At 62.6% G+C, this 13,698-nt stretch carries 12 protein-coding genes; 8 read left to right on the top strand and 4 right to left on the bottom strand.

The window, feature by feature from the left end:
• Positions 1-8 precede the first annotated feature (8 nt).
• The 8 genes from FBAL_RS18545 to FBAL_RS18510 all read left to right on the top strand — a co-directional run bounded on the left by FBAL_RS18545 (position 9) and on the right by FBAL_RS18510 (position 7,867).
• On the top strand, positions 9-395 hold the full coding sequence (locus tag FBAL_RS18545) for a nitrate reductase cytochrome c-type subunit (protein WP_013347132.1): 387 nt from the start codon (positions 9-11) through the stop codon (positions 393-395).
• 67 nt (positions 396-462) lie between these two features.
• A complete protein-coding gene (gene modA, locus FBAL_RS18540; RefSeq protein ID WP_013347131.1) occupies positions 463-1,212 on the top strand; it encodes a molybdate ABC transporter substrate-binding protein in 750 nt (249 codons plus the stop codon).
• A 178-nt stretch (positions 1,213-1,390) separates the two neighbouring features.
• Positions 1,391-1,657, top strand: coding sequence for a chaperone NapD (locus FBAL_RS18535; protein WP_013347130.1), 267 nt, complete (start codon positions 1,391-1,393; stop codon positions 1,655-1,657).
• Complete coding sequence (napA, locus tag FBAL_RS18530) at positions 1,657-4,137, top strand: nitrate reductase catalytic subunit NapA (RefSeq protein ID WP_013347129.1); 2,481 nt, start codon at positions 1,657-1,659, stop codon at positions 4,135-4,137. The genes FBAL_RS18535 and napA (FBAL_RS18530) overlap by 1 nt, the downstream gene beginning before the upstream one ends.
• A gap of 10 nt (positions 4,138-4,147) precedes the next feature.
• Positions 4,148-4,516 carry a nitrate reductase cytochrome c-type subunit gene (locus FBAL_RS18525; protein WP_013347128.1) on the top strand — a complete coding sequence of 123 codons (369 nt, stop codon included), beginning with the start codon at positions 4,148-4,150 and terminating at the stop codon, positions 4,514-4,516.
• Positions 4,517-4,744: 228 nt separating this feature from the next.
• Entirely contained in the window at positions 4,745-5,014 is a 270-nt protein-coding gene (locus tag FBAL_RS18520) for a chaperone NapD (RefSeq protein ID WP_013347127.1), read from the top strand.
• Entirely contained in the window at positions 5,011-7,491 is a 2,481-nt protein-coding gene (gene napA / locus FBAL_RS18515; RefSeq protein WP_013347126.1) for a nitrate reductase catalytic subunit NapA, read from the top strand. The genes FBAL_RS18520 and napA (FBAL_RS18515) overlap by 4 nt, the downstream gene beginning before the upstream one ends.
• Positions 7,492-7,501: 10 nt before the next feature.
• Entirely contained in the window at positions 7,502-7,867 is a 366-nt protein-coding gene (locus FBAL_RS18510; protein WP_013347125.1) for a nitrate reductase cytochrome c-type subunit, read from the top strand.
• A gap of 42 nt (positions 7,868-7,909) precedes the next feature.
• Here the strand turns inward: FBAL_RS18510 and FBAL_RS18505 are convergent, their stop codons facing one another.
• From FBAL_RS18505 to FBAL_RS18490, 4 genes are all read right to left on the bottom strand, one after another.
• Entirely contained in the window at positions 7,910-8,518 is a 609-nt protein-coding gene (locus tag FBAL_RS18505) for a TorD/DmsD family molecular chaperone (RefSeq protein ID WP_013347124.1), read from the bottom strand.
• A 72-nt stretch (positions 8,519-8,590) separates the two neighbouring features.
• Complete coding sequence (locus FBAL_RS18500; RefSeq protein WP_013347123.1) at positions 8,591-9,208, bottom strand: DMSO/selenate family reductase complex B subunit; 618 nt, start codon at positions 9,206-9,208, stop codon at positions 8,591-8,593.
• Positions 9,209-9,227: 19 nt separating this feature from the next.
• The gene (locus tag FBAL_RS18495) at positions 9,228-11,681 is read right to left on the bottom strand and encodes a DMSO/selenate family reductase complex A subunit (RefSeq protein ID WP_013347122.1); all 2,454 of its coding nucleotides are present in this window, start codon (positions 11,679-11,681) and stop codon (positions 9,228-9,230) included.
• Positions 11,682-11,696: 15 nt separating this feature from the next.
• Positions 11,697-13,694 carry an MtrB/PioB family decaheme-associated outer membrane protein gene (locus FBAL_RS18490; RefSeq protein WP_013345985.1) on the bottom strand — a complete coding sequence of 666 codons (1,998 nt, stop codon included), beginning with the start codon at positions 13,692-13,694 and terminating at the stop codon, positions 11,697-11,699.
• Positions 13,695-13,698: the final 4 nt, after the last annotated feature.

Here is a 13,698-nt window from a genome sequence, read left to right as displayed (position 1 = left end):
AGGCCATCATGACCCATTGGAAACTGATCGTGGTGGCCACTCTGGGCCTGTCCGGACTAACCTGGGCGGCTGAGGCACCGCAGTCCCTGCGGGGGACGACCCCGGTATCGGACAGCGCGTCCCCGCCCCCCATGGCGCAGTACCCGGCCAAGGGTAAAGCGCTGCCCCGCACCTTTGTGCATCAGCCACCGCTGATCCCCCATAAGGCCAGCTACCCCATCACCCGGGAGCGCAACAGCTGTAAGGGCTGCCATGACCCTGCACGGGCCGCCAAGATGAAGGCTACGCCGACCCACGCCTCACACTACGACTCGGCAGGGGAGCTGAACGACGCTTACTACTTCTGTAAACAGTGCCACGTGCCACAGCAAACGCTGACCAGCGAGGCCAAGTAATGTCGTTCACCTGTCCGGCGCGGCGCCTGCTATGATGGCGCCGCGTTGTTATGTTGAGGAGAGCGTGGTGAAACGGCTGTGGCAAATCTGCCTGGTGATCTGTGGCTTGGCCGGTGGACCGGCAATGGCAACCGAGCTGAAAGTGGCGGTGGCGGCCAATTTCCACCCGTTGTTTGAGCAGATTGCCGAGGGTTTTGAGCGTGACAGCGGCATCCGTGTCCGGGTCTCCAGTGGCGCCAGCGGTGCCCTGTTTACCCAGATCGTTCATGGTGCCCCCTTCGACCTTTTCCTCTCCGCCGACCGTGACCGGCCGCAACGGCTTGAGCAGCTGGACCTGATCCTGCCCGACTCGCGGGTGACCTACGCGGTGGGGGTGTTGGCCTTTTGGTGCCGCAATGCCCCGGCAACGGAGCTGGAGCTGCGCCAGTGGCACAGTCGACTGGCCATCGCCAATGCCCGTACTGCCCCCTACGGCGCGGCCGCGGAGGCGGTGATTGAGCGGCTGGCTTTGGGGCCGGCGCTGCAGGGCAAACTGTTGCGTGGCAACAGCGTGGTGCAGGCGTTCCAGTACGTCGACAGCGGCAATGTGAATGGCGGTCTGGTGGCGCTCTCCCTGCTGAAAGCCCGCGGTGTGGACGCCAGCCAGTATTGGCCGGTGCCGCCCCAATGGCACGGTTCGCTGGAGCAACAGGCGGTGATCCTCAAGCGCACCGCGCACCCGCAAGCGGCCCGCGCGCTGCTGGACTACCTGCTGCAACAACATGCTTTGCTGACCCGTTCCGGCTACTCCCTGGCCCCCTCTCTCGCCCAGCTCTGATTCACATCTGCCCTCCGGCTCCCACTCTTGCCGAAGAAAAGTGGAAACAACATTTCGGCAACAATCCGTTTTTTTTGATCTCAGACGCTTTTTTGTTCGGTTACCCCCAAGGGGGTATATCGACTTAATAGCCCTATTTTCATTATGGGTTTGTGAGGTCAGCCATAGGAGAGGCCGGGTGAGCAACGAATATCACATCAGCAGTTTTGTCGTGCATTGCCTGCCCGATGACATTCGGGGAGTACGTCGTGCCATTGGTGCAATGGAGGGCAGTGAGGTCCATGCCTGCACCGATGACGGCAAGATGGTGGTCACTTTGGAGCGGGACAACCGCACCGATATGCAGGTGGCCATGGAAGCACTTGCCACCCTGTCCGGCGTCCTGTCGGCATCCCTGACCTACCACCGGGTAGAAGCCCCAGATGAGCCGAGGGAGAATCAATAATGAAATTGGATCGTCGACACTTTATTAAAGCCAATGCCGCGCTGGCGGCCGCCACGGCAGCGGGAGCCAGTCTCCCCGCCAGCATGGTCAATGCCGCGGAAGGACCGGATGACGTGCATTGGGACAAAGCCCCATGCCGTTTCTGTGGGGTGGGTTGCTCCATTATGGTGGGCACCCGTGATAACCGCATTGTGGGCACCCGCGGCAATCCGGACAGCCCGGTCAACAAGGGCATGGCCTGCGTCAAGGGCTACTTCCTGTCCAAGGTGATGTACGGCGAAGGCCGGTTGACCACGCCGCTGCTGCGGATGAAAGACGGCGAATACGCCAAAGATGGCGAGTTGACCCCGGTCAGCTGGGACCGCGCCTACGACGAGATGGCCAAGCGCTGGAAAGCCAGCCTCAAAGCCAAAGGCCCCACCTCCGTGGGGATGTTTGGCTCCGGCCAGTGGACCGTGTGGGAAGGCTACGCCGCCGCCAAGCTGATGAAAGCGGGTTTCCGCTCCAACAACATCGACCCCAACGCCCGTCACTGCATGGCCTCCGCCGTGGTCGGATTCCTTCGTGCCTTCGGCATTGATGAGCCGATGGGCTGTTACGACGACATCGAGCACACCGACACCTTTGTGCTGTGGGGCTCCAACGCCGCTGAAGCCCACCCGGTGCTGTGGAACCGCATTACTGACCGCCGCCTGTCCCACAAGGGCTGCGAGATCCACGCCCTGTCGACCTACCGTCAGCGCTGCTTCGAGATGGCCGATAACGGGATGATCTTCCATCCCCAGACCGACCTGATCCTGCTCAACTACATCGCCAACTACATCATCCAGAACGATGCGGTGAACTGGGACTTCGTCAACAAGCACACCAAGTTCGCCATGGCCACGCCGGACATCGGTTATGGCCTGCGTCCCACCGATCCCCGCGAAAAATCGGCCAAGAACCCGGGCTCCGGCAAAACCACCGGCATCAGCTTCAAAGAGTACGCCGCGTTCCTGGAGAAGTTCACTCTGGAGTACACCGTTGAGCAGACCGGCGTGCCCGCCGATGCCCTGCTGAAACTGGCCAAGGTCTACGCCGACCCGAAACGCAAAGTGATGAGCCTGTGGTGCATGGGCACCAACCAGCACGTGCGTGGGGTGTGGGCCAACAACTCCATCTACAACCTGCACCTGCTGACCGGCAAGATCTCCGAGCCGGGCAACAGCCCCTTCTCCCTGACCGGCCAGCCCTCCGCCTGTGGCACCGCCCGGGAAGTGGGCACCTTTGCCCACCGTCTGCCCGCCGATATGGTGGTGATGAAGGAGAAGCACCGCCAGATCACCGAGCAGCGCTGGAAAGTGCCCGCCGGCACCATCCCGGGTAAGCCGGGCTTCCACGCCGTACTGCACAACCGCATGCTCAAAGACGGGGTGATGAACTGTTACTGGACCCAGTGCACCAACAACCTGCAGGCGGGCCCGAACCTCAACGAAGAAGCCCTGCCGGGCTACCTCAATCCCGACAACTTCATCACCGTCTCCGACGCCTACATGACCGTCACCGCCTCGGTGGCCGACCTGGTGCTGCCCACCGCCATGTGGGTGGAGAAAGAGGGCGCCTACGGCAACGCTGAGCGTCGTGGCCAGTATTGGCACCAGATGGTGAAACCGGTGCCGGGAGCCCGCTCTGACCTGCGCCAGGTGATGGAGTTCTCCCAGCGCTTTGTGATGGAAGACGTGTGGCCGGAAGAGCTGCTGGCACTGGCACCGGAGTACCGGGGCAAGAGCCTGTATGAGGTGATGTTCGCCAACGGCGAGATCAACAAGTTCCCGACCCGCGAGTGCAAGGGCCGCTTCAACGACGAGAACCAGGCGTTTGGTTACTACGTGCAGAAGGGGTTGTTCGAGGAGTACGCCGGGTTTACCCGTGGCCATCAGCACGATCTGGGCGACTTTGACGCTTACTTTGGTGAGGGGCTGCGTTGGCCAGTGGTCGACGGCAAAGAGACCCTGTGGCGCTTCCGCGAAGGGCATGACCCGTACGTCGAAGCCGGCGCGGGTTTCCAGTTCTACGGCAAACCGGATGGCAAGGCGGTGATCATCGCCAACGACTACGAGCCACCGGCGGAGAGCCCGGATGCTGAGCACGACCTGTGGATGTGCACCGGCCGAATTCTCGAGCACTGGCACACCGGTTCCATGACCCGACGGGTACCGGAACTGCACAAGGCGGTACCCCACGGCCAGGTGTTTATGAACGCCGATGATGCGGCCGCCCGCGGTCTGGCTGAAGGGGATGAGGTCATTGTCTCCAACCGCCGGGGTGAGGTCCGCAGCCGGGTTACCACCGACAGCCGTTACACCATGCCCCCGGGGGTGATCTTTATGGCCTTCTTCGACTCCAGCCAGTTGATCAACAAGCTGGTGCTGGACGCCACTGACCCGATCTCGAAAGAGACCGACTTTAAGAAGACGCCAGTCAAAGTGACCAAGGCCTGAGGAGGAAAGGATGATGAAAAAAACACTGACCCTGATGGCCGTTCTGGTGGGATTGAGCGGATGCCAGAGCAACTCGGACAATGGCCAGCCGGTGCCGCAGTCGCTGCGCGGTGAGGTGCCGGTCGCCAGCACTGCGCCGGTGGCGGCCATACCGGATTACCCGGCCAAAGGCAGCGCCGTTGAGGTGGTGTCCATCGGCCAGCCGCCGGTGATTCCGCACTCCGCCGACTATGCGATTACCCTGGATAAAAACGGCTGCATCAGCTGTCACCGTGGTGGCAAACAGAAGATGGCGGCCAGCCACTTTGAGGGCAGCAAGGTGGCCGGAAAGTACTACCAGTGCCAGGTCTGCCACGTGCCCCAGGCCCGTAACTTCTGAGCCACAGCGCCCCGCAGGCCGTGCCAGTGGGGCGTGATCCCGCCATCACTTTGCTGTGCGGGTTGAGGTGGATCCCACCCCGCCCTGCGTGGCGTGAAAGCCTTTACTTAAAGGGTGCCAATAGTTTGATTTGGCACCCTCTTTTCCCTCATTTATCCCCCTTGGGGTATACCTCTGTCCCGCCCCGAAACCCATCATGTGCCGTCTGTTTCGTGATGGGAGAGCCCTGTGTCAAACGAATATCACATTGCCGCTTTGGTGGTGCATTGCCGCGCTGAGTCGCGCGCTTCGGTGTGTGAGGCCATCACTGCGATGGAAGGCGCCGAGATCCATGCTGCGACGGAAGAGGGCAAGCTGGTGGTGACCCTGGAGCGAAACAACCGAGTTGACCTGCAAACCGGCATGCATGCGCTGTCTGCGCTGCCCGGTGTGCTGTCTGCCTCATTGACCTACCACCGGGTAGAAAACCTGGACGAGCTGGGGGAAAACAACGGATGAAATTGGATCGCCGACACTTTATCAAGGCCAACGCGGCACTGGCGGCCGCCACGGCTGCCGGGGCTGTACTGCCCACCCGCATGGTGCAAGCCGCCGAAGGCGACGACAACCTGCACTGGGACAAGGCGCCATGCCGCTTCTGTGGCGTGGGCTGTAACATCCTGGTGGGCACCCGCGACAACCGCGTTGTTGCCACCAAGGGCAACCCGGACAGCCCGGTCAACAAGGGCATGGCCTGTGTAAAAGGCTCCATGCTGTCCAAAGTACTGTACGGTGAAGGCCGCCTCAGCACCCCGCTGCTGCGGATGAAAAATGGCGAGTACGCCAAAGACGGCGAGTTGACCCCGGTCAGTTGGGACCGCGCCTACGACGAGATGGCCAAGCGCTGGAAAGCCAGCCTCAAAGCCAAAGGCCCCACCTCCGTGGGCATGTTCGGTTCCGGCCAGTGGACCGTGTGGGAAGGCTACGCCGCCGCCAAACTGATGAAGGCCGGTTTCCGCTCCAACAACATCGACCCCAATGCCCGTCACTGCATGGCCTCTGCCGTAGTGGCCTTCCTCCGCGCCTTCGGCATTGATGAGCCAATGGGCTGCTACGACGACATCGACCACGCTGATGCCTTCGTGCTGTGGGGCTCCAACGCCGCCGAAGCCCACCCGGTGCTGTGGAACCGCATCACCGACCGCCGCCTGTCCCATAAGGGCTGCGAAGTGCATGTACTGTCCACCTTCCAGAACCGCAGCTTCGACATCGCCGACAACGGCATGGTGTTCCACCCGCAGTCCGACCTGATCCTGCTCAACTACATCGCCAACTACATCATCCAGAACGACGCGGTGAACTGGGACTTTGTCAACAAACACACCAAGTTCGCCATGGCTCAGGGTGACATCGGCTACGGCCTGCGCCCGGAAGATCCCCGTGAGAAAGCGGCCAAGAACCCGGGCTCCGGCAAAACCACCGGCATCAGCTTCAAAGAGTACGCCGCGTTCCTGGAGAAGTTCTCGCTGGAGTACACCGTCGAGCACACCGGTGTGCCCGCTGATGCGCTGGTGAAACTGGCCAAGGTCTACGCCGACCCGAAACGCAAAGTGATGAGTCTGTGGTGCATGGGGGCCAACCAGCATGTGCGTGGTGTCTGGGCCAACAACTCCATCTACAACCTGCACCTGCTGACCGGCAAAATCTCCGAGCCGGGCAACAGCCCCTTCTCCCTGACCGGCCAGCCCTCCGCCTGCGGTACTGCCCGGGAAGTGGGCACCTTTGCCCACCGTCTGCCCGCCGACATGGTGGTGATGAACGACAAGCACCGCGCCCTGACCGAAGCCCGCTGGAAAGTGCCTGCTGGCACCATCCCGGCTAAGCCAGGTTTCCACGCCGTCCAGCACAGCCGCATGCTGAAGGATGGGGTGATGAACTGCTACTGGACCCAGTGCACCAACAACCTGCAGGCGGGTCCGAACATCAACGAAGAAGCGCTGCCGGGCTTTACCAACCCGGACAACTTCATCACCGTCTCTGACGCCTACATGACCGTCACCGCTTCCATGGCGGATCTGGTGCTGCCCACTGCCATGTGGGTGGAGAAAGAGGGCGCCTACGGCAACGGTGAGCGTCGTGGCCAGTACTGGCACCAGATGGTGAAACCGGTGGCTGGTGCCCGCTCTGACCTGCGCCAGGTGATGGAGTTCTCCCAGCGCTTTGTGATGGAAGATGTGTGGCCGGAAGAGCTGCTGGCGCTGGCGCCGCAGTACCGGGGCAAGAGCCTGTACGAGGTGATCTTCGCCAACGGCGAGATCGACAAGTACCACACCCGCGAGTGCAAGGGCCGCTTCAACGACGAGAACCAGGTGTTCGGTTACTACGTGCAGAAGGGTCTGTTTGAAGAGTACGCCAGCTTTGGCCGTGGCCATGGTCACGATCTGGGCGACTTCGACGCCTACTTCGGTGAAGGCCTGGTGTGGCCGGTGGTGAAGGGCAAAGAGACCCTGTGGCGCTTCCGTGAAGGGCTGGACCCGTACGTCGAAGCCGGTACCGGCTTCCAGTTCTACGGCAAACCGGATGGCAAGGCGGTGATCATCGCCAACGACTACGAGCCGCCGGCAGAGAGCCCGGACGCCGAACACGACCTGTGGATGTGCACCGGCCGCGTGCTGGAGCACTGGCACACCGGCACCATGACCACCCGCATTCCGGAGCTGCGCAAAGCGGTGCCCCATGCCCAGGTGGTGATGAACGCCGATGATGCGGCGGACCGTGGCCTGGTGGACGGCGATGAGGTGATCGTCTCCAACCGCCGTGGCGAAGTGCGCACCCGGGTGAGCACCAAAAACCGCAATACCATGCCCCGTGGTGTGGTGTTTATGGCCTTCTTTGACTCCAGCCAGCTGGTTAACAAGCTGATTCTGGATGCCACCGACCCGATCTCGAAAGAGACCGATTTCAAGAAGACCCCTGTCAAAGTGACCAAGGCCTGAGGAGCACACCATGAAAAAGACCCTGTCGCTGATCACCCTGGTGTTGGCCCTGGCGGGCTGTCAGTCCGGTGGCGAACCGAGCCAGAGCGCACCGGAATCGATGCGCGGTGCGGTGCCGGTGGCCGAGATGTCCCCGGTGGCGCCGCTGCCGCAATACCCGGCCAAAGGCACCTCGGTTGAGCGTTCGGTGATCGCCCAGCCGCCGGTGATCCCCCATAAGGCGGATTACCCGATCAACCTTGATAAGAACAGCTGCATCAACTGCCACCGCGGTGGCAAACATAAGATGGCAGCGACCCACTTCGAGGGCCGCAAAGTGGCGGGCCAGTACTACCAGTGCCGCGCTTGCCACGTGCCCCAGGCCGTCAATTTCTGACGGTGAAAAGGCCAAAAAAAACCGCCCCTCGGGGCGGTTTTTTTATTTGTACAACCGAATCGAATCCGGCGTCACCTGCAGGGTCGTCTGCCAGTCCTTAAGCAGGGCTGCGGTCAGCTGACCGAAGCCACGGTACAGGCCGGTTTGCGCCTGTTCCGCCATGGCGTCGGTAACGCGGTGGCTCCAGGGCAGCAGATGGTGGGCCAGCAGGGCCTTGATCGCGTCCTGATTGCCTTGCTCAAACAACTGGCCCAGCACCGCCAGAACCAGACCGATATGGTCCTCCGGCTCGTTATGAGCCAGCTCAAAGGCGATGCCGTGGTCACGGCAGAACTGCTTGAATGCCACGGTGGTGGCGCCGCAGACCAGGTTTTCCTTGTCGGTGTAGACCGAACCCCAGGGGTAGGCCTGCATCGGACCCGGACCCACAAACAGCTGGTAGTAGTCACGCTCGATGGCATCGAAATCGTCCTGCTCCAGGCTGGTTTGGATCATCGCCAGGGCGGCGCTGACGTCGCTGCCAAACTGCGGCCACTGCTGGGGCAGTTCGGCGCTTTTCAGCTCGTCCAGAAAGGCGCTGGTGGGTTTACGGTAAAGCACATTATGCAGCACGCCACAGGCAACCGCGGCGTAAGGGAACTGTTCAGTCATAAGCGTCTCCACGAACGATGGAGTCAGGATAGCGTAACGGGGGCCGGCGGGCGCCGACCCCCGTTGGGGTTTTTACACTTCGAACCAGTTCAGCACTTCGCCACCGGCCTGGGCATTGCGGTTTTGCTTAATGCACAGGTTGGGCGCGGTGATGCTGGAAGAGGGCAGCGGGTTGATGTCCGCGTTGCTGCCGTACTTGGCGCGCAGCTCGTCGATGGGGCCGAAGTCCAGCGCGCGCAGCGGGCAGGATTCCACACAGATCGGCTTGCGGTTCTCCGCGATGCGCTCGTAGCAGCCGTCGCACTTGGTCATCACGCCGCGATCTTTGTCGATCTGCGGGGCGTCATAAGGACAGGCGCGGGCACAGGCTTCACAGCCAACGCAGATGCCCTGGTCAACGTGCACCAGGCCGTCGCTGCGACGCTTGTGCATGGCGCCGGTGGGGCAGGCCTTCACACACACCGGGTTGCTGCAGTGGTTGCAGCCGATGGAGACGTAGTAGCTGAACACGTTCTGCTCAACGGAGCCGTCCGCGTTCTCCTGCCAGCTGCCGCCGCCGTATTCGTACACACGACGCCATTTCACATCCTTGGGCAGATCCTTGCGGTCTTTGCAGGACACGTGACAGGTCTTGCAGCCGGTGCACTTGGTGGTATCGACGTAAAAGCCGTACTGCTTGGGTTCGTTCATGGTCAATCTCTCCAAAATCTTAAGCGGTCACTTTTACCCGGATGGTGTGCTGCGGGTTGCCCTTGGAAACCGGGGTCGGGTGGTACTTGGTCAGCGCATTGATGCAGCCGCCCTGGTCCACTTCACCGGCGCGGGTGCCCTGGTACCAGGCGCCCTGTGCCATAGCGACAACACCCATCATGACGCGCGGGGTGATCTTGGCGCGTACGCGGATGGCGCCCTGCGGGCTGGTCAGAGTGATCATCTGGCCTTTGCTGATGCCGAATTTGGCGGCGTCGGCCGGGTTAAACCATGCGGCGTCTTCCACCGCTTCGCGCAGCCATTCCACGTTGTGGTAGCTGGAGTGGGTGCGGCCTTTGGTGTGATAGCCCACCACCTGCAACGGGTATTCGTCGCGGGTTTCGGTGTCCTCAAAGCCCTGCCACGCCTCGGTGTAGTGGGGCAGCGGAGTGATCTGGTCGTAGTCTTTGTCAGACGCCGGGATCCATTCAGCGCGCTTCTTGGCCCAGTCGAGGGAGTAGATCTCGATCTTGCCGGACGGGGTGGACAGCGCCTTGCCGTCTTTGACGAAGTCTTTCAGCGCTACGTGGGTGTCCGGCGCGTGGCGACGGTAGAAGCCCACTTTCTGTGCTTCGGAGTAGGTGGCCGGCAGGTTCAGCTCCGGGTTGCTGGAGACGGTGCCCTGGTACAGGTGATCAAGCCACTCCTGCTCGCTGCGGCCTTCGGTGTACTCCGCTTCCTTGCCAAACACTTTAGCCAGGCCCAGACCGATCTGGTACAGGTTGCGGCAGTTGTACAGCGGGTCCAGGCTGCTGGACATAAAGGTCAGGTAGCCGGTTTCGCCGGAGGCGTAGCTGTCGTTGGCCAGGTCGTTGGATTCCACCCAGGTGGTGTCCGGCAGGATGTAGTCTGCGAATCGGGCACTGGCGGTCATCCAGCAGTCAGTCACCACAATCAGCTCACACTTGGATTCGTCTTCCAGGATCTGACGGGTGTGGTTGATCTCGGAGTGCTGGTTGATCAGCGCGTTACCGGAGGAGGAGAACACCGCCTTGATGTTCACGCCCAGCTTCTCGCCGTCTGCCAGTCCCTTAACGCCGTCGGAGAGGGCGTCCATCTCTTCACCGCGCTCAATCGCTTCGGCCCAGGTGTGGAAGCAGATGGAAGCGGATTCCGGGTTGCTGCCTGCGCTCATGCCGGAGCGGCCAAGACCAAAGTTGCGCGGCAGTTCGCCGTTGTTCACACCGCTCTCACCCAGCTTACCGGTCAGGATCGGCAGCATGTACAGGGCGCGCATGGTCTGCTCACCACAGGCGTGACGGTTACAGCCGGCACCGATGGTGATGTAGGGGGTCTTGGCGTTCATGATCTTGTCGGCCAGGGCCTCGATCTGACGCACCGGAACACCGCACTTGGCCGCAGCCCATTCCGGGGTGTGGGGCATGGAGTAGATGCCGACACCCATGATGTAGTCGTGGTAGTTCTCGTCGGAGTTGATCAGGTCCGCGTAGTCCGGGTTGTCGACTTTGGCCTGCTCCAGGGACGCCTTGTCGTAACCGATGGCGTGCTTGTCGAGGAACGCTTTGGAGTTCTGGTCAACCCAGCCGGTGCTGATCATCTGGTAGGCGATCGCTTCGGCCAGCGCACCGTCGGTGCCCGGACGGATCGGCAGCCACTGGTCTTCTTTACCCAGGGTGGTGTCGGTGTAGCGCGGGTCAACGATGATCACTTCCAGATCGCCGGTCTGACGACGGGTTTCGATGGCGTGCAGGAAGTCGATCTGCTCGCCGGAGCCGGACATCCGGATCTCAAACGGGTTGAAGCCGAAGCCCACCACCAGGTCAGAGTTGCGGATCTCGGACAGGCGGGTACCGCTGGTGCCGCCGGTGCCGAAGGTGGCCGGGCTGGCTACGTTGAGCTGGGCCCAGGAGTAGTTGCCGTAGTAGTTCAGGTGGCCACCGGACAGGCGCAGGGCACGCTGCACGCAGGAGCTGCTGGCGAAGCCGTAGTAGGCGCCGGAACCGTAGTGGTGGTAGATGGAGCGCGGGCCGTAGGTGCCCTGCAGATCCATCACCTTCTGGCCGATCTCGGCGAAGGCCTGCTCCCAGGTGATCTCTTCGTACATGCCTGCACCACGCTTGGTGCCGGCTTTACGCTTCATCGGGGCCTTGAGGCGATCGGCGGCGTAGGTACGCTGCTTGATGGAGCGGCCACGCAGACAGGCGCGAACCTGGTGGTCACCGTACTGGTCGGTGCCGGAGTGGTCGGTCTCAACACGGACGATGCGGCCGTCCTGGCTGAAGATCTTGAGCGGGCAGTTGGAGCCGCAGTTCACCAGACAGGCAGAGAAGTTTACGTTCTCATCCGCCGGCACCTCGGGGATGACGTTTTCGGTATCTTTGCCGCCACAGGCGGACAGGCAGGACACCGCCCCGGCGGTGGCACTCAGTTTGAGAAAGTCACGACGTTGCATAGGTCACCTCAATGGTTAAAGCGAATAGGTCAGGGTCAGCATCAGCAGGTGGGCGTTGTAGTTGTGGCCCAGGTCGCCCAGGGTGATAAGCCCGGGGATGCTGTCACTGGCGACATCGGCATAATCGGTGTCGTAGTAGCGTTCGTAGCGGTAATCCAGGCGCACGCTGGTGCGGGTGGATACCGCGTAATCGGCGTAGGCGCGCACGCTGTGGGCCCACTGGAAGTAGTCACCGTAGGGCTGGCCCTCGGACACCTGGGTGTCGGAGCTGGACTCGGTGTACTGGTAGTCCGCGCCCACGGTCAGGCGGTCGTCCATCAGGCCGCCGTAGCTGGCGCCCACACCGGCGTAGTCGAACTGGTCTTCGATGCGGTAGGTCCAGTCGGCGCTGGCGAAGCTCTGGCTGCCCGCCTGGTTGGACTCAATCCACTGCTGACCGGCAAACGCATGCAGGTTCAGGGCCTCGGTCACGCGGTAGTTGGCGGACAGGTCGTAGCTCAGGTCGTCGGCGTCCAGCAGGCCAATCTCGGACTCGCTGTAGTCGTCCTTGGCGTAGCGCACGGTGGCGTCCAGGCTCAGCGCCGCGAACGGGCTGTAGCTGGCGTCGAAGCTCAGTTCGGTGCGGTCACGGTCGGCCAGGTAGTACTTGCGCAGCAGGGTGTTGTCTTCGCTGGAAGTGGCTTCGCTGGCCTGGTAACGGGAGCCGTCACGCTGGCCGTAGCTGGCTTTCAGGCCCAGCTCGAGGTTGTCCATGGCGCTGACCCGGGTGCGGGCCCAGACGGTGTTGTCCTCGGTGGTTTCCCGCACGCTGTGGCTGCGCTCGGTGCGCTCACCCTGGTAGCCCGCTTCCAGCGCCACGCGCTGGGACAGGCGGGTGCTGGCGTCCAGTCCGTAACGGTGACGGGTGATGTCCAGCGGGGTGTTCATCCGCGCGGTGCCGCTGAGGCTGTCGATGGACAGGCTCTGGTCGTAGGCGAACACCGGGGTGCGGTTGTCGCGGTCGGAGTAGTCGTACTTGGCGGCCAGACGCACTCCGGAGAGGGCGCTGGTCAGGCGCAGGTTGGCGCCCTGGGTACGCACTTCGCCGTTGGCGTTGGTGATGCCGTTGGGTGCGCCCAGCGGGTCAACGAAGTCGGTGTCGTTCTGGTACAGCCAGCCCTGAGTCAGGCGACCGGTCAGGCGGGTTTTGCCCATCCGGTATTGGCCGGACAGGGCCACCAGGTGCGCTTCGTTGTTCGGCGCCAGGGCCTGAACCGCACCGCGCTCACCGTTGTAGAGGCCGTCGTAGCTGTTCTCGAACAGCGAGCCCTGGTAGCTGACTGCGGTGTGCCACTGCTCACCGCCCAGCTCAGCGCCGGCGTTGAAGGTCTGGGTGGTGGTGTCCACCGGCGCAGCGATGTTGACCGGGCTCTTGATGAAGCTGGTGCTGCTGGATTTGAAGCCGGTTTTGGACTCGTGGTCGTAACGGGCGTAGGTGCGCCAGTTCAGGCCCGCCATCACGTCCTGATAGGCCAGACCCAGGCCGGTGCGCTCACGGCGCTGTTCCAGGTCCACGTCGATGGGCTGGTCCAGTGCCACCAGGTTGCGGCCGTCAAAGCCGTACTGGGTTTGCGCGGTGGCGTCGACGGTGCGCAGCTTGGCGTAGTCAAACTGGGCGTCGAGGTGGTTGTCGCGGTAGCGGGCCTGGCCGTAGCCGCTGCTCATACCGAGCTGGTCGGCGTTGAGGTCGAGGCGGCCCTCTTCGTCACCGTTGAGGGTGGCGTTGGCGTTGACCCCGGCCACGGCACCGTCGCGGGCGCCGAAGCGGTTGGCGACGTGGTCGTCGTTGCTCTGCACCGCACCGGCGCTGAGGCCGATGGTGCCGCTGGCCTGCGGCGCGTCACAGCGTTTGCAGGCCCAGCTGCTGGTGTCCAGGCTCTGGGTGTTGGCTTGCGACAGGGCGAAGCTGGCGCCCTGGGCCGGGGCCATCACGGAGAGGATGGCCAGGGCAGTCATGGAGAGTTGCGCTTTCATCACG

This window comes from Ferrimonas balearica DSM 9799 (genome assembly GCF_000148645.1).
Taxonomy (GTDB): domain Bacteria; phylum Pseudomonadota; class Gammaproteobacteria; order Enterobacterales; family Shewanellaceae; genus Ferrimonas; species Ferrimonas balearica.
This window is presented reverse-complemented; position numbering and strand designations above follow the sequence as displayed.

What these genes read in the sequence shown, in the direction of transcription:
- FBAL_RS18545 (WP_013347132.1), top strand. Translation starts at nt 9, where the DNA reads ATGACCCATTGGAAACTGATCGTGGTGGCCACTCTGGGCCTGTCCGGA.
- FBAL_RS18500 (WP_013347123.1), bottom strand. Translation starts at nt 9,208, where the DNA reads ATGAACGAACCCAAGCAGTACGGCTTTTACGTCGATACCACCAAGTGC.
- napA (WP_013347126.1), top strand. Translation starts at nt 5,011, where the DNA reads ATGAAATTGGATCGCCGACACTTTATCAAGGCCAACGCGGCACTGGCG.
- napA (WP_013347129.1), top strand. Translation starts at nt 1,657, where the DNA reads ATGAAATTGGATCGTCGACACTTTATTAAAGCCAATGCCGCGCTGGCG.
- FBAL_RS18505 (WP_013347124.1), bottom strand. Translation starts at nt 8,518, where the DNA reads ATGACTGAACAGTTCCCTTACGCCGCGGTTGCCTGTGGCGTGCTGCAT.
- FBAL_RS18525 (WP_013347128.1), top strand. Translation starts at nt 4,148, where the DNA reads ATGATGAAAAAAACACTGACCCTGATGGCCGTTCTGGTGGGATTGAGC.
- FBAL_RS18495 (WP_013347122.1), bottom strand. Translation starts at nt 11,681, where the DNA reads ATGCAACGTCGTGACTTTCTCAAACTGAGTGCCACCGCCGGGGCGGTG.
- FBAL_RS18490 (WP_013345985.1), bottom strand. Translation starts at nt 13,694, where the DNA reads ATGAAAGCGCAACTCTCCATGACTGCCCTGGCCATCCTCTCCGTGATG.
- FBAL_RS18510 (WP_013347125.1), top strand. Translation starts at nt 7,502, where the DNA reads ATGAAAAAGACCCTGTCGCTGATCACCCTGGTGTTGGCCCTGGCGGGC.